At 67.4% G+C, this 18,874-nt stretch carries 13 protein-coding genes; 7 read left to right on the forward strand and 6 right to left on the reverse strand.

The window, feature by feature from the left end:
• Window positions 1-13: 13 nt before the first annotated feature.
• Entirely contained in the window at window positions 14-358 is a 345-nt protein-coding gene (locus tag VAPA_RS19605) for a hypothetical protein (RefSeq protein WP_021008503.1), read from the reverse strand.
• A gap of 260 nt (window positions 359-618) precedes the next feature.
• Between VAPA_RS19605 and VAPA_RS19610 the strand changes: the two genes are divergently transcribed.
• Entirely contained in the window at window positions 619-3,753 is a 3,135-nt protein-coding gene (locus VAPA_RS19610) for an autotransporter outer membrane beta-barrel domain-containing protein (protein ID WP_021008504.1), read from the forward strand.
• 25 nt (window positions 3,754-3,778) lie between these two features.
• Here the strand turns inward: VAPA_RS19610 and VAPA_RS19615 are convergent, their stop codons facing one another.
• Together VAPA_RS19615 and VAPA_RS19620 are read right to left on the reverse strand one after the other, a co-directional pair.
• Entirely contained in the window at window positions 3,779-4,438 is a 660-nt protein-coding gene (locus tag VAPA_RS19615; protein WP_021008505.1) for an FABP family protein, read from the reverse strand.
• A gap of 47 nt (window positions 4,439-4,485) precedes the next feature.
• Window positions 4,486-5,796: a hemolysin family protein gene (locus VAPA_RS19620; RefSeq protein WP_021008506.1), complete on the reverse strand. Its 1,311-nt coding sequence runs from the start codon at window positions 5,794-5,796 to the stop codon at window positions 4,486-4,488.
• A 23-nt stretch (window positions 5,797-5,819) separates the two neighbouring features.
• Here VAPA_RS19620 and VAPA_RS19625 point away from each other — a divergent pair, with 23 nt between their 5' ends.
• The gene (locus VAPA_RS19625) at window positions 5,820-6,671 is read left to right on the forward strand and encodes a symmetrical bis(5'-nucleosyl)-tetraphosphatase (protein ID WP_021008507.1); all 852 of its coding nucleotides are present in this window, start codon (window positions 5,820-5,822) and stop codon (window positions 6,669-6,671) included.
• Window positions 6,672-6,677: 6 nt separating this feature from the next.
• Here VAPA_RS19625 and VAPA_RS19630 read toward each other — a convergent pair whose 3' ends face one another.
• Complete coding sequence (locus VAPA_RS19630; RefSeq protein WP_021008508.1) at window positions 6,678-7,394, reverse strand: GNAT family N-acetyltransferase; 717 nt, start codon at window positions 7,392-7,394, stop codon at window positions 6,678-6,680.
• 133 nt (window positions 7,395-7,527) lie between these two features.
• On the opposite strand from VAPA_RS19630, the gene pdxR reads away from it, so the two are divergent.
• The 5 genes from pdxR to VAPA_RS19655 all read left to right on the forward strand — a co-directional run bounded on the left by pdxR (window position 7,528) and on the right by VAPA_RS19655 (window position 16,633).
• Complete coding sequence (pdxR, locus tag VAPA_RS19635; RefSeq protein WP_021008509.1) at window positions 7,528-9,006, forward strand: MocR-like pyridoxine biosynthesis transcription factor PdxR; 1,479 nt, start codon at window positions 7,528-7,530, stop codon at window positions 9,004-9,006.
• A 338-nt stretch (window positions 9,007-9,344) separates the two neighbouring features.
• A complete protein-coding gene (locus tag VAPA_RS19640) occupies window positions 9,345-11,726 on the forward strand; it encodes a type VI secretion system Vgr family protein (protein WP_021008510.1) in 2,382 nt (793 codons plus the stop codon).
• Window positions 11,727-11,730: 4 nt separating this feature from the next.
• Entirely contained in the window at window positions 11,731-12,807 is a 1,077-nt protein-coding gene (locus tag VAPA_RS19645; RefSeq protein WP_021008511.1) for a DUF4123 domain-containing protein, read from the forward strand.
• Window positions 12,808-12,823: 16 nt separating this feature from the next.
• Window positions 12,824-15,505, forward strand: coding sequence for a T6SS effector BTH_I2691 family protein (locus VAPA_RS19650; RefSeq protein WP_021008512.1), 2,682 nt, complete (start codon window positions 12,824-12,826; stop codon window positions 15,503-15,505).
• 9 nt (window positions 15,506-15,514) lie between these two features.
• Window positions 15,515-16,633 carry a DUF6708 domain-containing protein gene (locus VAPA_RS19655; RefSeq protein WP_041946169.1) on the forward strand — a complete coding sequence of 373 codons (1,119 nt, stop codon included), beginning with the start codon at window positions 15,515-15,517 and terminating at the stop codon, window positions 16,631-16,633.
• A 75-nt stretch (window positions 16,634-16,708) separates the two neighbouring features.
• On the opposite strand, the gene VAPA_RS19660 is transcribed toward VAPA_RS19655, so the two are convergent.
• Together VAPA_RS19660 and VAPA_RS19665 are read right to left on the reverse strand one after the other, a co-directional pair.
• Window positions 16,709-17,674: an ABC transporter substrate-binding protein gene (locus tag VAPA_RS19660; protein WP_021008514.1), complete on the reverse strand. Its 966-nt coding sequence runs from the start codon at window positions 17,672-17,674 to the stop codon at window positions 16,709-16,711.
• A gap of 29 nt (window positions 17,675-17,703) precedes the next feature.
• Window positions 17,704-18,873 (reverse strand): c-type cytochrome, encoded by a 1,170-nt coding sequence (locus tag VAPA_RS19665; RefSeq protein WP_021008515.1) that lies wholly within the window; start codon window positions 18,871-18,873, stop codon window positions 17,704-17,706.
• Window position 18,874: the final 1 nt, after the last annotated feature.

Consider the following 18,874-nt stretch of genomic DNA (forward strand, 5'->3'; position numbering starts at 1 on the left):
AGATCGGTCCTGATCAGTACTTGATGGTCACGCCGGCCTTCACGCCGTTGTTGGCCTTGCCATCCGTCAGCACGCCGCCCGTGAGCGACACGTTGCCTCCCGTGCTTGCGCCCAGCGAGTAGGTGGGCCGCGGCGTGGAGGTGTCGGTGCCGATGTAGCTCCCGCTGCCGTCGGGCCGCTGCACGCCGACCGTCGCGCCCTTGGTGTAGGCCGAGGTTTCGGTGGAATTGACGTTGGGTGCCACGTAGATGGTGCCCTTGTCGTCGCTGTCGAGGGGCACTTTCACCGGCTCCGCCATCGCGGTGGCGGCTGCGCAGCAGGCGGCCGCGCCTACCCACGCAAAGATCGATTTGCTCATGCCCCGATCCTCGCGGCTGAGCGGCGCGGCGCCTGTAGGACAAGGCGCAGCCCGGCCTGCATCGGCAGGCGCTTTGTCATGGTTGCGGCGCGCACAGGCGGGACGCTTGTCTCCCGGGAGAAGGGGCGCACCGCTCATGTGCGCACGCGGCGCAATTCCTACAGTGATTTCACGGGGCATCAGCGCTTGGGTCCGATGCGGATCACGAGCGCAGCCATTGGCAGATCACCGGGGAAACAAGCCGTGAAAAAGGTAAATCCATGAACAAGACATTCCGAACCCTCTGGAATCCTGCGCTCGGCGCGTGGGTGGCCGCGCCTGAAATCGCACGCGGACACGCGCGGTCGGCTGGTGTGCATGCCGTCGCCATGGCGGTGCTGTGCCTGAGCGCCGGCTCGACCCTGGCCCAGGGCGGCGCAGGCGGGCAGCCCGTGGACAGCACGCTGCACGCGGGCGCCGGCGGCAGCAATGGCAGCGGCGGCGCGGGCGGGCTCAACGACACCTCCGTCGCAGCGCATGGCGGCGATGGCGGATCGTCGACCGATGCCGGCGTCACGGCGGGATCCGCCGCCGACGTGGGCGCCTTCGCCGGTGCTACCGCGGGTGCGGGCGGTGCGGCGGGCAGCTCCAGCACCGTCGTCTCCCCCGGCGTGGTGCAGGGGGCCAGCGGCGGCGCGGGTGAATCGCAGACCGGCGATTCCAGCAACGGCAATGGATACGGCGGCGGCGGTGGCGGCGGCTACTACGGCCTTTTGATGGGCTCCAGCACCTTCGCTTCCTCCGGAAGCTACACCGGCGGCAGCGGCGGTGCGGGTGGCAACGGCTACTGGGCCGCCGGCGGCGGCGGTGCCGGCGGCTACGGGTCCGTGCTGATCGGCCCGCTCAACAACTACAACGCCTTCGGCTCTTCCGTGGGCGGCGCCGGCGGCAAGGGCGGCGACGCCTACTCGCAGGGCGGTGGCGGCGGCAGTGGCGGCGGCGGATTCTTCATCAGCGCGGCAACGCCGGGACTCGGCTTCGGCAACAGCGGCACGCTCGCCGGCGGTGCTGGCGGCGCGGGCGGGTCCGAGCTGCTGCCAGCCCGAAGCAATGCCGCGGGCGGCGGTGGTGGCGCGGGCGGCGCCGGTGCCATGCTGGCCGGCAGCACCCTCGCCGTGACCAACACCGGCCAGATCACCGGTGGTGCCGGCGGTGCGGGCGGCGGCGGCGCGGGCGGCACCGGTGCGCCCGGCGGCGGCGGCGACGGCGGCGTGGGCCTTCTGTCCACCGGCAGCGGCGCAACGATTGCCAACAGCGGCACCATCGCGGGCGGCACGGGTGGCATCGGCGGGGCCAACAGCAACGGCGGTGCAAGCGGTGCGCACGGTGCCGGCGGCGCCGGCATCGCGGGCGCCAACCTGAACATCAGCAACAGCGGCACCATTTCAGGCGGCCTTGGCGGCGACGGCGCCACGCGCGCATCGGCCGTGGCATTCACCGGCGGCAGCAACAGCCTGACCGTGAACACCGGCTCGTCGATGCTGGGTGCCATTGCCATCGGAAGCGGTGCCAGCGCCAGCGTGATCGCCGGCGCCGACGGCCTGAGCCTGGACAATGCGCTGCTGCTGGGCGGCACCGGCACCATCGACACCAACGGCCATGGCCTGGGCTGGTCGGGCCCGATCTCGGGCGCCGGCGACCTGGTGAAGGTCGGCGCAGGCACGCTCACCCTGAGCGGCACCAACACGAACACCGGCGCAACCAACGTCGCGGCCGGCACCTTGCGCGCTGGCGCGGCCGACACCCTCAGCAGCGCGAGCGCCTTCACCGTCAATGCGGGCGCCACGCTCGACCTGGCGGGCCACAGCCAGACCATCGCGTCGATGGCCAACAGCGGCATCGTCTCGCTGCTGAGCGGCACGCCCGGCGCCACCCTCACGGTGCAAGGCCCGTGGGTGGGCAACGACGGCACGCTGCGCCTGGGCACGGCGCTGGGCACCAGCGCCAGCCTGAGCGACCGGCTGATCCTCAGCGGCTGCACCGCCATTGCCAGCGGCAGCACCAACATACAGATCACCAACCTGGGCGGCCTGGGCGCGCTGACCATCGGCAACGGCATCGAAGTGGTGACCGCGATGAACGGCGCCACGACCACGGCCCAGACCACCCGCGACGCCTTCCGCCTGGCAGGCGGCCACGTCGACGCCGGCGCCTACGAGTACCGGCTGCACGCCGCCGACGCGACCGGCGCAGGCGAGAATTGGTACCTGCGCTCCGGCGTCATCGTCGCGCCGCCGCCGCCTCCGCCGCCTCCCCCACCGCCGCCTGCGCCACCTGCACCACCGGCACCACCGGCACCGCCTGCACCGCCTGCGCCTGCGCCGGACGACGGTGGCACCCCGCGAAGCAGCGACGGAGGCTCCCCGCCTGTGGGCGTGACGGTGCCGACCTACCGTGCCGAAGTCCCGCTGTACGCGGCGCTGCCCGAGCAGTTCCGCCAGTCCAACCTGGCCATGGTGGGCAACCTCCACCAGCGCGTGGGCGACGACGGCGCGGCCGGCCTCGCCACCGCCACGCCGCAGCAGGGCTACCGCCAGGGCTGGGCCCGCGTCATCAGCATGGACCGCACCATCGGCCAGGCCGGCACCGTGAGCCCCACCAGCGAGGGGCGCCTCACGGGCTTCCAGGCCGGCAACGACCTGTGGGCCGATCCCAACTGGCGCGTCGGCATCTATATCGGCCAGCTCGAGGGCGACATGCGCGTGAACGGCTTTGCCCGCGGCGTGCAGGGCTATGCGGTCGGCTCCAGCGACCTGCGCAGCCAGTACCTGGGCGCCTACGCCACCTGGAAGAACGACAGCGGCCTGTACGTGGACGGCGTGCTGCAGGCCGGGCGCCACCGCTACACCGCGGCCACGACGCTGGGCTCGGCCGGCTCGGGCAAGGGCCACAGCCTGCTGGCCTCCATCGAGGTGGGCCAGGGCTTCCACATCTCGCCGGAGTGGATCGTCGAGCCGCAGCTGCAGCTGGTGCATCAGCGCGTGAGCCTGGACGACGCCGGCATCATCGGCGCGGTCGTGCAGCAGCATAGCCACAGCGGCTGGCTGGTGCGCGCCGGCGTGCGGGTCAAGGGCGAGATGACCACCAGCGCCGGTCCGCTGCAACCTTATGCGCGGCTGAACGTCTACCGCAGCAGCAGCGGCACGGACGTCACGCGCTTCATCGGCCCCGCGGCCTACACCGACATTGCCACCCGCACCGGCGGCACGAGCACCGAACTGGCGGCGGGCGCCACGCTGCAGCTCACGCAGAACATGAGCCTGTATGGCGAGGTCGGCAAGTTCTGGGCATCGGGCGGCGACACGCGCGTGAAGAGCGGCCTGAACGGCAGCGTGGGCCTGAAGATCCGCTGGTGAGCGCGGGGCGCCCCGGCGGGCGCCGCTACTTTTGCTGCACGGCCACGGCGGCCGGCGCGTCGGGCATCGCGAGCGGATTGCGCCCCGGCCCCTCGACACGCGTCAGCGTGTTGCGGTCGGTGTGGTGGAAGGGCTCGGCCTGGCCCTGGATCTGCATCACGGTGTCCTGGTCGTAGGACCAGGTGCCGTCGGCGTTGATGGTCACCGTGATGTTCCACGCCAGCGTGGTGAAGGCGTGCTCGATGAAGGGGTTCGACACGATGCCGTTCACCAGGCTGCCGCGCTCGGCGCTGAGCGTAAAGCGCGTGTCGTCCGCCTTGGCGTGGCCGCTTGCCATGGCCACCTGCCCGCGCGGGATGGCCAGCGTGTGCAGCACCGTGCCGGTGGCCGGCTCCCAGAGCCAGTAGCCCACCTGGTCGTGGTACATCTTGCTCAGGCCGGGCTTGTGGATGTAGGTGTGGTAGCGCAGACCGTACAGCAGCTGGGGGCCGTTGGTCTGCGGATCGATCGGCTGCAGCTCGTAGCGCTCGACGTAGACCTGCGTCTTGGGGCCTTCGCGCTTGGGCTTGACGTCCACGCCGCGGCTGCCCTCCCAGATGCCGGCCATGGCGCGCAGCGGCCCGAGGTTGGCCAGCGTGTCGGGGTCGGCGTTGGGCTCGGTGTAGATGTCTTCGGTGGGGTTCATGGTGTGCGTGAGCTTCGGATTTCTGATCTGGTGAACGGGGCCGCTGGCTAGTCGTCCTGCGATGCCGATTTGTCGGCCACAGCCAGCACCCGGTCGATGCGGCGTCCCTCGAGCGCGGCAATCTCGAAATGCCAGCCCGCGCAGTCGATGACTTCGCCGGTCTTGGGCAGATGGCCGGAGACGGCCATCAGCAGGCCGGCCACTGTGTTGTAGCGCCCGCGCTCCTCTTCCGGCAGCTCGCGGATGCCGAGCCTCGCGCGCAGCTCCGACACCGGCATCAATCCGTCGAGCTCCCACACGCCGTCGGGCCGCTCGCGCGCCCAGGCATCGGTCAGGGTGCCGGGCTGCAGTTCGCCCGTGATGGCTTCGAGCATGTCGCGCGGCGTCATGAGGCCCTGCACCACGCCGTATTCATCGACCACGAACACCAGCCGGCCGCCGCGTTCGCGGAATTGCTCGAGCAGCTCCATGCCGGTGAGCGTCTCGGGCACGAACACGGCTGGCGCGGCTTCCTGGCCCAGCACGCCGACGTGGCCGGTGCCAAGGCGCAACAGGTGCGCCACGCTGATCACGCCGACCACGTCGTCGAGCGAATTGCGGCACACGGGGTACCAGGAATGCACCAGGTTGAGCGCGCCCGCGTCCGCCACCTTCTGCAGCGCCTCTGCCACCGTGTCCGAGGCGTCGAGCCATTCGATGTCGGCGCGCGGGATCATCAGCGACGACAGCCGGCGGTCGTCCAGGTGGAACACGTTGCGCACCATCTGGTGCTCGTGCTGCTCGATCACGCCCGCGTCCACGCCCTCTTCCAGGCTGGCCGAGATTTCTTCCTCGGTCATGGAGCGCGCGGCATTGGCGTCGATGCGCAGCAGCTTCAGCACGGCGGCGGTGGCGCTCGCGAGCAGCCAGACGAACGGCTTGGCGCCCTTGGCGAGCCCGCGCATCGGGCGCGACACCCAGCGCGCCACCGGCTCGGGGTAAAGCTGGCCGATCCGCTTGGGCACCAGCTCGCCGAAGATGATGGTGAAGAAGGTGATGCAGGTCACCACCACCGCGGTGGAAACCACGCTGGCCGTGCCGCGGCCCATGCCCAGGTTTTCCATCCAGACCGAGAGCGGCTCCGCAAAGGCGGCCTCGCCCACGATACCGCTGAGCATGCCGATCGAGGTGATGCCGATCTGAACGGTCGACAGGAAATGGGTGGGCTCCTCCATCAGCCGGAGCGCGGCTGCCGCGCCGGTGTCTCCCGTCTCGGCCAGCGCTGCCAGGCGCGCGCGCCGGCTGGTTGAAAGGGCCATTTCGGACATCGCGAACAACGCATTGAGCGTGGTCAGCATGGCCAGCAGGAGAACATCCATGAACGGGGGGTGAAAATGAGGACATGGCACTTTACTTGATCGGAGATATCCAGGGCTGCGACGCCGCCCTCCAGAAACTGCTCGACAAGATCGGTTTTTCACCCAGCCGCGACACCGTCGTGCTGCTGGGCGACCTGGTCAACAGGGGCCCCGACTCGGCCGCCGTGCTGCGGCGCGTGCAGGGCTACGGTGCCTCGGCGCTGAGCCTGCTCGGCAACCACGACCTGCACTTGCTGGGCGTGGCGCACGGCGCGCGCAAGTCCAGCCGCAAGGACACGCTGGCCGGCCTGCTCGAAGCACCCGACAGCGAAGCCATGCTCGAATGGGTGCGCCAGCAGCACATGGCGCTGCACATGCAGATCGACGGCGGCGACCTGCTCATGGTGCATGCCGGCGTGCTGCCGCAGTGGACGGTCGGCGACACGCTCGCGCTGGCGGCGGAGGTCGAATCGGTCCTGCGCGGCCCGGCGCTGGGCGAATTTTTGCTCGGCATGTACGGCAACGAGCCCGCGCAGTGGAGCGACGCGCTCACCGGCGGCGCACGGCTGCGCGCCATCGTGAACGCGCTCACGCGGCTGCGCTTCTGCACCGCCGAAGGCGTGATGGAGTTCGAGAGCAAGGACGGCATGCTGCCCGGCCCCGAGGGCTTCATGCCCTGGTTCGACGTGCCCGGCCGCAAGACCGCCAATGCCACCATCGCCTTCGGCCACTGGTCCACGCTGGGCTGGCTCTCGCGGCCCGACCTGCTCTCCACCGACACCGGCTGCGTCTGGGGCGGCTGCCTCAGTGCGGTGCGCATCGGCGCCACGCTGGACGAGCGCGAGCTGATCCAGGTCAAGTGCGAGCAGTCGCAGAAGCCCGGCAAGCCGGACTGACCGACCTCAGGCGCGCGGCAGCCTGAAGCGGTCGAGCGCCATGCGCTGCCGGCCCTCGGCATCGAAGTTCGCGGGCGCGAGCCAGCGCTCGAAGGCCGTGCGCAGCATCGGCCACTCGCCGTCGGTGATCGAGAACCACGCGGTGTCGCGGCTGCGGCCCTTGTAGACCACCGCCTGCCGGAAGATGCCCTCGAACTGGAACCCCAGGCGCGCGGCTGCGCGCTTCGATGGTTCGTTGAAGTTGTCGCACTTCCATTCGTAGCGCCGGTAGCCGAGTTCGTCGAAGGCAAGCTTCATCAGCAGGTACTGGGCTTCGGTCGACATCGGCGTGTGCTTCAGCAGCGGCGAGAAGTTGACGCTGCCGACCTCGATCGCGCCGTTCGCGGGGTCGATGCGCATCAGCGCGAACGTGCCGACGGCGCGGCCGCCGTGCCGGTCGACGACCGCGAAGTGCATCGGGTCGGTGCTCTGCGCGGCGCGTTCGATGTGGGCGCGGGTGCCCGCCAGGTCGGCGGGCCGTTCGACGCCCAGGTAGGTCCAGTCGCGGCCGTCGGGTGCCTGCGCATAGGCGGCGTGGAGGTCGTCGGCGTGCCTGGCGGCATCGAGCGGTTCGAGCACGCAGTACCGGCCTTCGATGACGCGGCGCGGCGGCAGCGGGCGGGCGGTCCAGCCGGGTAGCAGCGGACCGATCGACTGGCCGTATTCGTTGTGGCGATCTGGCATGAAGAAGAACTTTCAGAAGAAGAGAAAGCGGATGAAGCGGCACGGCCGGGGAACCGCTAAAGTACCTTTTTCGTGGCGCCACAGGAAGCACCACGGTCCGGCTATTTCATGGTGCCACGCACCTTCTTCTCCCATGAGCCCACCGCCCCGCAACGCCGCCGCCACCGCGTGGCTCGAATCCCCGCTTGCCAGGGAGCGCGAGGCCGGCCCGATGCAGCGCCAGCTGCACGAGCGCCTGAAGCGCGCCATTCTCGATAGCGGCCTTGCGCCGGGCAGCCGGCTGCCCGGTTCGCGCGCGCTGGCCGAGGCCCTCTCGATTTCCCGCAACACCGTCACCGCGGCCTACGAGCACCTGGCGGCCGAAGGCTATGTGCAACCCGACCGGCAGGGCACGCGCGTGACCGAGCTGGCACCGCCCGCAAAGGCCATGCGCGCCATCAAGTCCGGCGCTGCGCCGGCCACTGCGCGGCGGCTCGCACGCATCCAGCCCGGCGCGCCGCGCGCCGAGATGGACGCCGCCCTGCGGCCCGGCATGCCCGCGCTCTCGCACTTTCCCGGGGCCGCATGGCGGCGCGCCGTCGACCGTGCGATCCGCGGCGCCAGCCCCGCCACGCTCGGCTATGGCGATCCGCTCGGCGAACCACCGCTGCGCGCGGCCATCGCGCGGCACCTGGCCATTGCGCGCGGCGTGCGCTGCGAGCCGCACCAGGTCGTGATTGCCGAGGGCGCGCAGGAAGCCATTGCGCTGTGCGTGCGGCTGCTGTCCAACCCCGGCGACACCGGCTGGGTCGAAGACCCGGGCTACCGCGGCGCGAAGGCGGCCATGCATGCCGGCGACATGCGCATCGTGCCGATGCGCGTCGATGCCGAAGGCCTGTGCGTGAGCGAACGCGACTGGCACAGGCACCCGCCGCGGCTGGTCTACACCACGCCCTCGCACCAGTACCCGGCCGGTGCGGTGTTGAGCATTACGCGCCGCCTGGCGCTGATCGCGCAGGCGCGCCGCCATGGCGCGTGGATCATCGAGGACGACTACGACAGCGAGTTCCGCCACACCGGCGAACCCATCGGCGCGATGCAGGGCCTGGTGGACGATGCGCCGGTGCTCTATGTGGGCACCTTCAGCAAGACCATGTTTCCGTCGCTGCGGCTGGGCTTCGTGGTGCTGCCCGCGCCGCTCATGGCCACGGTGCAGAAGCCGCTCGAGGAAATGCTGCGCGGCGGGCACCGCCACGAGCAGCTCGCGATGGCTGACTTCATCGAGAGCGGCCAGTTCAGCCGGCACCTGGGCCGCATGCGGCGCCTCTACCGCGAGCGGCAACAGGCGCTGCGGGCGGCGCTCGCACGGCACTTCAAGGTGCCGCACGAGATCGACGGCGGCCACTGCGGACTGCACCTCACGGTGCGGCTGCCGCCGCGCTTCGACGACCAGCGCATCGCCGCCGATGCGCTGCGCCACCGGCTCGCGCCGACCGCGCTGTCGAACTTTGCGATCCGACCGGGGCCTTCGGACAACGGATTGGTGCTGGGCTATGGCAATACATCGGCGGAACTCTTCGAGCCGCTGGTCAAAAGACTGTCGCAGCTGGCGCGTGCGGCGGAACGCGCTTGAGAGTTCTTTTGTTTGAATAAAAACCGGATCACGAATGCAGTGACTACATACGTCGTATGAGTCCATTTTTTCGGCAATTCAAATTGCCGGTGCAACTGCAACAAAATCCCCCAAATCGAAAGAGAACTTGCGCCTCGCCATGCATTGAAATCGCATAATTGCGATCGCTTGAAACGTCTTGTCGCAGCGTACGACGACGCATCGAGAGCGGCCATATCGCTCTCTTAAGCAAAAAGTAATCAACAAAAGCGACAGCAGGGAGTCCGCGTGAAACACGCCATTGCGACATCATCCGTCGCGTCCCCGGCGATCTTGTCGATCGCATGGAGACGCCATCCATGAAGCGCCGCGTCACCATCCAGACGCCGCTGGGCGAGGCACTGCAGTTCCATCGGCTGGTCGGGCGAGAGGCGCTCAGCCAGGCTTATGTCTTCGATGTCGATCTGTTGAGCCGCAGCAATGCCATCGACTCCGCGGCCGTTCTCGGCAAACCCGCCACCGTCGTGATGGAGACCGAGAGCGGCAGCCCGCGCTACCTCGCCGGCCTCGTCACCCGCTTCGGCCTGTCGCACGAAGACGACCGCCAGGCCTTCTACAAGATGCGGCTTCGCCCGTGGCTCTGGCTCGCCACGCGCCGAAGCGATTTCAGGGTGTTTCAGGACCAGACCGTGCCCGAGATCGTTGCGGCCGTGCTGGGCCGTTACGGCCATCCCCTTGAGCAGAAGCTCAGCCGCAGCTACCGCACGTGGACCTACTGCGTGCAGTACCACGAGAGCGACTTCGACTTCATCTCGCGCCTGTGCGAGCACGAAGGCATCTACTTCTGGTTCAGGCACGAGGCCGAGCAGCATGTGCTGGTCTTCGCCGACGACATCGCCAGCTCGCACGCCCCCTTGCCCGGCGGCGAGACCGTGCGCTACCACCCGCACGAGAAGGCCGGCATGACCGGCGGGCTGGAGGCCAGCGAGCGCATCTACGAATGGGCGTCCTCGGAGGAAGTGCGCCCAGGCCATTACCTCAACGACGACTACGACTTCGAGAAGCCAAGGGCCGACCTCACGAGCCTGCGGCAAATGCCGCCCGGGCATGACCACGACGGCTTCGAGCGCTGCGAATGGCCGGGTGGCTTCACCCAGCATGACGACGGCGAGACCTACGCGCGCATCCGCACTGAAGAACAGCTGAGCGAACGCAGCCGGGTCACGGGCCGCGCCAACCGGCGCGATCTGGCGCCGGGTTGCACCTTCACGCTCACGCGTCACCCCCGTGAAGATCAGAACAAGGAGCACCTGCTGCTGGCCGTGGACTACGACCTTCAGGAGAACCTGCAGGCCAGCGAAGGGGTGGCCGGGTCCGAGGGCTCGGTGCAGCGCTTCGCCTTCGAGGCCCAACCCACGAGCTATGCCTGGCGTCCTCCGCGCACCACGGCCAAGCCGTGGACCGAGGGGCCGCAAACAGCGTTGGTGGTCGGCCCGGCCGGCGAGGAGATCTGGACCGACAGGTACGGACGCATCAAGGTCCAGTTCCACTGGGACCGCCTGGGCCAGCGCAACGAGAATTCGAGCTGCTGGGTGCGTGTGTCCACCGCCTGGGCCGGTGCCACCTTCGGCGCGACCGCGCTGCCGCGCATCGGGCAGGAGGTGATCGTCGATTTCCTGAACGGCGACCCCGACCACCCCATCGTCACCGGCCGGGTGCACAACGCCGACGAGATGCCCGCCTGGCAGCTGCCGCAGCAGAAGCACCTGTCAGGCCTGCGCAGCCGCGAGCTCGGTGGCGGCAAAAGCAACCACCTGGCTCTCGACGATTCGAGCGGCAAGGTGCAGGCCCAGCTCAAGAGCGACCACCAGAGCACCAGCCTGAGCCTGGGCCACGTCGGGCGCATCGACGATGTCTCCGGCCGCCGGGACGACCGGGGCCAGGGGGCCGAGCTGCGCACCGATGGCCATGGCGCCCTGCGGGCCGGCCAGGGCCTGCTGCTGAGCACCGAGGCGCGCCCCAACGCCCAGGGCCACATCACCGACATGCCCGAGACCGTCGCCCGGCTCACCGAGGGACGCGATCTGCACGAAAGCCTGAGCCAGGCCGCGCAGGCAGCCAAGGCGCACGAGGCCGGCGACCAGGACGAGGTGGCCAAGGCGCTGAAGGCGCAGAACGACGCCATCAAGGGCAGTGGCGGAGACAAGGCGCACGGCCTCTTCCCCGAATTCCAGGAGCCGCACCTGACGCTGGCCAGCCCTGCGGGCATCCAGACCACCACGGCCGGCAGCACCCACATCGTGAGCGGCGAGCACACCGCCATCACCAGCGGCGCGCACACCAGCGTGGCCACGGGCAACAGCTTCCTGGTGAGCGCCAAGAATGCGGTGCGCCTGTCCGCGGCCAGGGCCGGCATCCGCATGACCGCCGCGAAGGACGACATCGACATCACGGCCATGAAGGCCAGCATCAATGCGCTGGCCAAGCTCAACATCAAGATGGAGGCCAACCGCATCACCATCACGGCCAGGGACGAGGTGCTGATCAACGGCGGCTCCAGCTACACACGGTGGAATGCGAATGGCATCGAGAGCGGCACCAATGGGGTGTGGCGGGCGCATGCGGCAAGTCACAGTCTCATGGGGCCGGCCAGCCTGCCGGTCAAGCCGCACAGCGAGTCGGACTGCAAGCTCAGGGAAGGCGGCGCATCCAACGAAGGTGCCGGCTCCTTGGCTCGCTAATCCGATGACATACGCCGGCATCCCCTCTGCGGCCCCGCGCTGCGCCGCACTGGTTCGACAACTGAGCGCGGCATTCAATGCGGCGGCTCATGTGCTCGCCGCCGCCGGAGGCCGCCCCCTGCGCGCCTGCCTCGCGCTCGAACACTGGCACGCCAACGCGTTGACCGCCGCCATCGAGCAACGCTACCCCGCCATGGCGGAACAACGCGTGGCCGTGCCCGATCGCCATTTCAAACACCGCGAAGACGATGCACCCTGCCTCGTGCCGCTGCCGGAGGACTGGGCCACCCCATCCACGGACCCGGCGGTTGTTGGCTTGATCGCAAACGATCTCCCCGAATGGTTAAGGCAAGCCTGGCTGCATGCCGAGCAACGCCAGATGCGGCAACCTTTGTGCGGCGTGCTCTTCAGCGAAGCCAGCCCCGTCGCCATCGCTGACCATTGGGCCGGCCTGGGCGACCAGACGTCGCCCGCGGATGGCAGCGCGCGCCTCTTCCGGTACCAGGACGCGCGCGTGATGCAGCGCGCATGGCCCCTCCTGTCCGGCGCACAGCGCCAGGCATGGCTGGGCCCCGTGCGCCAATGGTGGGCGCTCGAGCAGCCATGGAGGCCATGGTCCTTTGCCGACCTGGTGCAGCAGGACGTCACCGCCACATCCCGCGAACCTGAATGGTTCCGTGCGTTCGTCCGGCCGGACAACGCCGAAGCGCTCTCTTCATCGGCTGCCGGCCGCCTGAGCTTCGAGCTTGGCCAATGGCACGCCGCTCATTCCGCTCCCGCGGGCCATCGCGTCTGGGCACGCCTTGCCGGCAACGATGTGCCGCCCGACCGGCAGCCCGATGGCGCTGCCATGAGCCGCATGCTGGCTCTGGGCCAGAGCCTCGGCTTGAACGACGACAACCTGGAGGACTTCGTGGCCGTCACCTGGAAGGCACACGCATCCGCAGACATCAGCCGCGACGGCTTCTGGCAGTCGGCGCGCGAAGCCGACCTGCTCGATCGAATCCTGGGCGCGTTGCGTCAACAGCCTGAAGCCCGGTTCGGCACCCTTTACGCCGAGGCCCAGCCTTCAGAAAGATAGGAAGAAAGAAGCTCCGATGCCCTGCGCCACACCGTGCAAGAACTGCGACCGCAAAGGCCTGCCCATCCTGTTCGTCCGCTATGCAGCGGCCTACAGCGCGCAGGCCAAGGGCATGAAAGCCCTCGAGCCGCTGCAACCCATGGGCCAGCTGCAAGCCCGGCCCGGAGGTGTCGCAATGCAGACGGCGCTGTACAACGTGCGCATGCTGCGCGCGGGCTACCTCTACCTGCGCATCGAGCGCAAGGGCGTCGGCCCCGAGTGGCAGGGCTACATCGTGCATCCGCATGGCTACCTCGGCGAATTCCCGGTGGGATTGCCGCAAGCGGCGGCTTCCCATCCGGCGTGCGAGATTGAGTTTCGCGGGGCCAACAGCTCGATGGTTTGGGTGGGCGACGCAAAGAACGTCACCAAGCTCGACTACATGTTCAACCCCGACCCGATCGACTACGAACACCTGAAGAAGGAGATCGAGCCGAACCTGGGCAAGTACATGCAGGGCTTCGATGTTGCAGGATGGGCGGGCGGGAGCACAAGCCAGAAGGACACGCTGCAGCCTGGGCAGTTGAATGGGCAAGTAGTGGAGTTCAGCGCCTTGAGCAGCGAGGCGGTCCGCGATGCATGCGAACCCCTCATGTACGGCTTGATGGGCAGCAATGCGCAGGAGCGGGGGTGGGGAGACTATGAGGAACAGGTGGAAGTCCGGACGCCGGCGGTAACGGCCATGGGCGACTTCACCGGGACCGAGGACGTGTCCTACGACACCCGCAAACGCGTCGGTCCAACTTACGACAAAGCCCATGGCAAGCGGCTGAGGAAGATGGTCGAGTTCCTGCACCTTCATAAGGGCGCGGTGGTGGCGTGCGAGGATGCCGTGGGCATTGCGCAGGAACTTGGGCACCTGCAATCAGAGGCCCATACTCCCTATAGTCACTGGCAGATCGAGCAAGCCAGCGGGTTCGCGAAGGGCGTGACCAATGAATGGGTTCTTCAAACGGCGGTGAGCGCAAAAGGCCTGCGGAGTCTCGTCAAGAAAGGCGCGTTCCGAGCGATCAGCGCCGGCTATGAGGAGTCCAAGAACTTTCACGCACCGTTGCCAAGCGATCCCCAGGCGCGCGCAGCAGAGCTGGCCGCGCGCAATGCCAACAGAGAGCGCAACAGAGCGCAGCAAGAGGCGACCGCTACCCAGAAGATGGACGCGAACTTCGCGCGGCTTTTCGATGAAGCGACGGCCACGAACTTTTCCGACACTGTTCACAAGACTGTGCGTGACAAGGTCGAGACTCTGCGTTCGAAGCTCGGAGAGGATCAAGGCCGCTGGCTGGTCAGTCCCTCTCTCTTCAAGGTGATGGAGCGCTACAGCAACAAGGACACGCGCGTAGACCGACCCGGAGGTGGAGCGAACCTGAGCCTTCAGTTGGCCCAGTGCCTGGCGGGCACCGAAAGCAATGACTGGGGCCACAAATGGCTGGAGCAACTGGACCTCTGGGGTGACAACGCCTTGTCGCGCACGTTGTGCTTCAACAATCTGGCGTACCTGGCATCGCTTCGGCAAGCGTCGGAAGGAGAAGGACAGACCGGGCAACCAGCAGCGCTGCCGGGACCCGACCCCAGCGCTCCATTGCTGGAGAGCCTGGCGGTCAAGCTCAAACTGCTCGCGGGGCGCGTCGGACTCGGCGACAAGGCTCTTGCGTTCATGGATGCGTTTCCCGCCATCGGCGAAAGCGGCAGGCTGCGCAAGCTGGCCTGGCCCGCGCATGTGATGACGTTGATGAGCGTCAAGATGGTTGCAGGTCTTGCCGCGTTGCCGGTGACACGCAAGGAAGCGCAACTGGTCCGCTATATGGCGTTGACCGGCATCACTACGCTAGGGCGCACGGTCGAGAATGAGGCCGAGCGTTTGCAGTTGCGTGCGGACGACGTGAGGCGGGCGCAGATGCTTGGGCGGGCCGAGAAGCTGGCCAAGCTGTCCACGGCTCAGAAAGGCAAGGCCGGTGAAGCGGCGATGGCCCGAGCCAGAAGCGCCGCGCCTGGTTCACGAGCTGCGATGCTGGGCGGCGTCTTTGATTTTGGAGCCAGCTTGTTGAAGGGCGGGCAGCTCATCGTCAACCCCGACGGGCGCACCGCCGCGGAGATGGCAGGTAACGTCTTGCAGAGCATTGGCTCGATCGCAGACTGGCGCGCCAAGGCGTACGAAGAGACGATCTTCAAGGGCATCAGGGGCGTCAATGTATACAAAGAAAAAGTCCTGGAAATCAGTTTGGACTCGTTGAATCTCACGCAACTAAGAAACCTTCAGAAAATGGCGTTCAAGTTCTTGCTGCCTGCGGCGATGGTTTCTGTTTGGTTCGATGGGATGGACGCAAATTTGTCTCTAGATCGTAGACAGTACGGCTTGGCCGCAGCTCAGTTTGCGAGTGTTGCGGGCACGATTTTCACGATAGGCGCGACAACTGTCGTCGCATTCGATATCTCGATCTTGGGGGTTTCGGCTGCAAGTTTGGGCGCGGCATTGGGGCTAATTGGCGCAGTGCTAATAGTTGCGACAATTATCGCAATCGGCGTACTGAAAGAGGATGAATGGATCAACTGGCTGTCGGACTGTCCTCTTAACAAGAAAAAGACACCGATTCACGCTAACTTGCACGAAACCCTACAAAAACTGGCAAATGTGCAGGCCGACCTTAAGGCGTCGCACTAGAAAGCAAGAATGTTTCCCAATGAACACGTGTATCAGCGCGCGCGCAGGCGATCACTCGCTGAAGGACGCAAATGCGTGCAAGCCGACGGAGATAAAAGGCTTTGGAAAGTATATGAGCGAGCCGAAACTAACGACCCCATTCTTCCGAGTCGTTGCGCCTATGCACAGAATAACTTGTATTTTGAAATATGCAATTCAGGATGGGAATTGCAATGGAAATCTGGAATTGGAACAATTTTCATCTTGTTGCCCTGCTTGACAGTATTTTGGGGGTTCTATGGGTTCGCTGTGCACCCCCTTCTGTTTGATCAGCTCATCGCATTCTTCAGGGTGATTTCCTATGAGCCCGAGATGTCACCATTGCTATGGATGGGATGGCTTTTACTTTTCCCCTTGTCCCTCGGCTGTTGTGTCTTGCTCTGGTTGTGGTTCGACATCATGGGCGTACGCACGTGCTTCTTCACCTATGCGCGAGGCCGCATCCGCTTCAATCGAGTGACGCGTAAGGTCTATCTGCTGAGGCCACGAAGTTGCGGCGGCAACGCCGTATTCGACTGGGATCGCCTGCGCGCCATCGTCGACATGGATGGCTATGACTTGCTTGCCAGAAAGAACGGAGCGCCCGGCAAGGCGGCGTACTACTCGCTCATTCTCCACCACCCGCCCTTCGACGCTGCCGACCCACACGCCAAGGGCGAAGACGCCATCTTCGTCGGCCCCACATTGCCCATGCAGCACGACGCGGCTCCGCTGTGGGAATACATCCGCCGCTACATGGAATACGGTCCTGGCCGGGAGGGCATTCCTGAGCGAATAGGGCAAGAGCACACAACCTACTGCGGCAAGCCCAGTTCCAGCCAGTACAAGCTGGAGCAACGCCCAGGGGTGATGGAAACTGCGTATCACATGCTCAGCCAAGTCACCTGTTCATGGCCCGTATTCCCGAAGGAATGGCAAAGCGATTCAGGGATGGGTGAACCGGAAGACAAGCCGGTGCAAACGGGCGCGGTGATGACAGCCCTCGTCTACCGGACACAAGGCAAGCTGAGCAAGGCCGACGAGATCGAATTCCTGCAGCATTGGGGAACGGCCGAGGCGTTGCAAGAAGCGATGTCACGCAAGGAGTGAATGCGACTGCAAATTGCCGTGCATGCACTGCTCCGGACGCATCTGCGCGAATGATGAACCGGGCCGCGTCTTCGTTCAGCCCGCCACACCAAACCCCGTGTCGAACGTCCCCTTCACATCCAGCGGCTGCTTGATGAGCCCCACCTGTCGGTAGAAATCCGCCGTGCCCTGTTGGTCGGCGATGACCTGCGCATCGATGGGTATCCACTTCTGCTGGCGGCGCTCGAACTGCAGCTTGGCCGCCTCGGGCGGAATGCCGATGATGCGGGCCAGTGCGGCCGAGTAGGCATCGACGTTGCGGTACGACCAGAGCTGGGCCTTCACCACGCGTTGCAGAAAGTCCTGCAGCACCGGCCGCTTGGCGGCAATGGCGGCATCGGCGGCCGCGAGGTAGCTGAGCCCCGGCAGCAGCCCGCGCCCGCTCACGAGCACGCGCGCATGGCGGCTGACCTCGGCCAGCGCGGTGTAGGGCTCCCAGGTGGCCCACGCATCGACCGAGCCCTGCGTGAGCGCGAGCTTGGCATCGGCGGGCGCTAGGAAGCGGATGTTGACCTCCTCGGGCTTGAGGCCCGCCGCGGTGATGGCCTTGAGCGTCACGTAGTGGGCGATGGAGCCGCGGTTGGTGGCGATGCTCCTGCCCTTGAGATCGGCCGCGGTCTTGAGCGGCGAGTCGGGCCGCACCAGCACGGCCGTGCCGTACGAATCCGAACGGTTCGCGCCGATGGCCTTGACGCGCGTGCCGGCCGCAAGCGCAAAGATGAGCGGCGCATCGCCGATGGGGCCGGAATCGACCGCCGCGGCATTCAGCGCTTCGGCCAGCGGCGCGGCTGCGGGGAATTCGGACCACTGGATGTCGTAGCCCAGGCCTTCGAGTCCGCCTGCCGCTTCGAGCAGCGCGCGCAGTCCGCCCTTCTGGTCGCCGGCCTTCAGGACTGGGCAGCCCTGTGCGCGGGCCTGCAATGAGAAGGCGGGCAGGGCCACGGCAGCGGCGAGGCCGCTTGCGAGCAGCTGCCGGCGTGATCGGTTGTGGTGTGGGTTCATGGGTTCTCCGTGTTCAGTAAAAAGATCAGTCAATGGATGAAGCCGCCCTTGACGAAGCGCACCGGCTGCGCGTCCATGCGGGCGATCAGCGCGCCCAGGCCATCGGCAGGCAGTGCAGCAGCGACCTGCTCCGCCGCCGCGACGGGCGCACGTTCGCTGCGGCACAGCAGGTCGTCGTCCGACCAGCCCGCCTTGCCGGGCGCACCGCGTGCGCGCAGCCAGCCGTCGCGATCGGCAATCAGTTGGGTGCCGGCCAATTGCTCGGTGCCGGCGATGAGCGCCAGTGCCTCCCATGCGGCGGCGGAATCGGCCACGCAATCGGCGGACGTTGCCACCGCGCTCGAAGGCGGCCGCAGCAGCACGGTGACGAGGCGCGGGTCTTCCACTGGCGCTGCGCCGCCCGCCACGATGCGCACGCGCTGCCCGCGCCAGCTTGCGAGCAACCGAGGCGGCTGCGAACCGCAGCGCACCGCCATGTCGGGCAGGCCGATGGGCTGCGGCCAGTTGCCGAGCGCACGCAGGCTCTGGCCCGCGCCCTGCGCCTTCATGTAGTCGACCAGCGCCCAGGCGTCGGCCTCGTTGAGCTTTGCGGCGAAGCCGGGCATGGTGGGTTGGCCGCCCTGCTGCGCATCGCGCGTGCCGTGGAGGATGCGCCAGAGCAGGTCGCCATCGGCGCGCCGCCATAGCAACGGGCCGCTGAGGTCCGGCGGCCACACCGCCAGCGAGGCTGCGAGTGGACCTTCGCCCTTGCCGTTCGCGCCGTGGCAGGCCACGCAGTTCTGTTGGTAGAGCACGCGGCCCTGGGCGATGGACTCGGCCGTGAAGCCGGTCGGCGATGCCTGAAAGCTGGTGGGCGTCGCGGGCACCAGCACCACGCGCGGCTCGGGCCAGGGCGCGGCGATCAGCAGCATCGGCACCAGCGCCAGCAGGTAGTAGCGCGGCCGCCGCCACAAGAAGGCCAGCAGCAACGCGAGCACCGCCACGGCGACGAACACCAGTGTCCACGCCAAGCTGCGCGCCTGCCCCAGGTCGATCAGCAGGTTCTCGCCCGACAGCCGCCGCGCCCACGGCCACGCCGGCTGGCCGTGCACATGCTGCGCGAGCCCGAGTGCATCGAGCACGCGCAGCAACTGCAGCTGGGCGCCTTGCAGCAGGCCGATCAGCAGGTTGAGCCAATCGGCCTCGGGCGTGCTGTTCATC

It is taken from the genome of Variovorax paradoxus B4 (assembly GCF_000463015.1).
GTDB lineage: Bacteria > Pseudomonadota > Gammaproteobacteria > Burkholderiales > Burkholderiaceae_C > Variovorax > Variovorax paradoxus_E.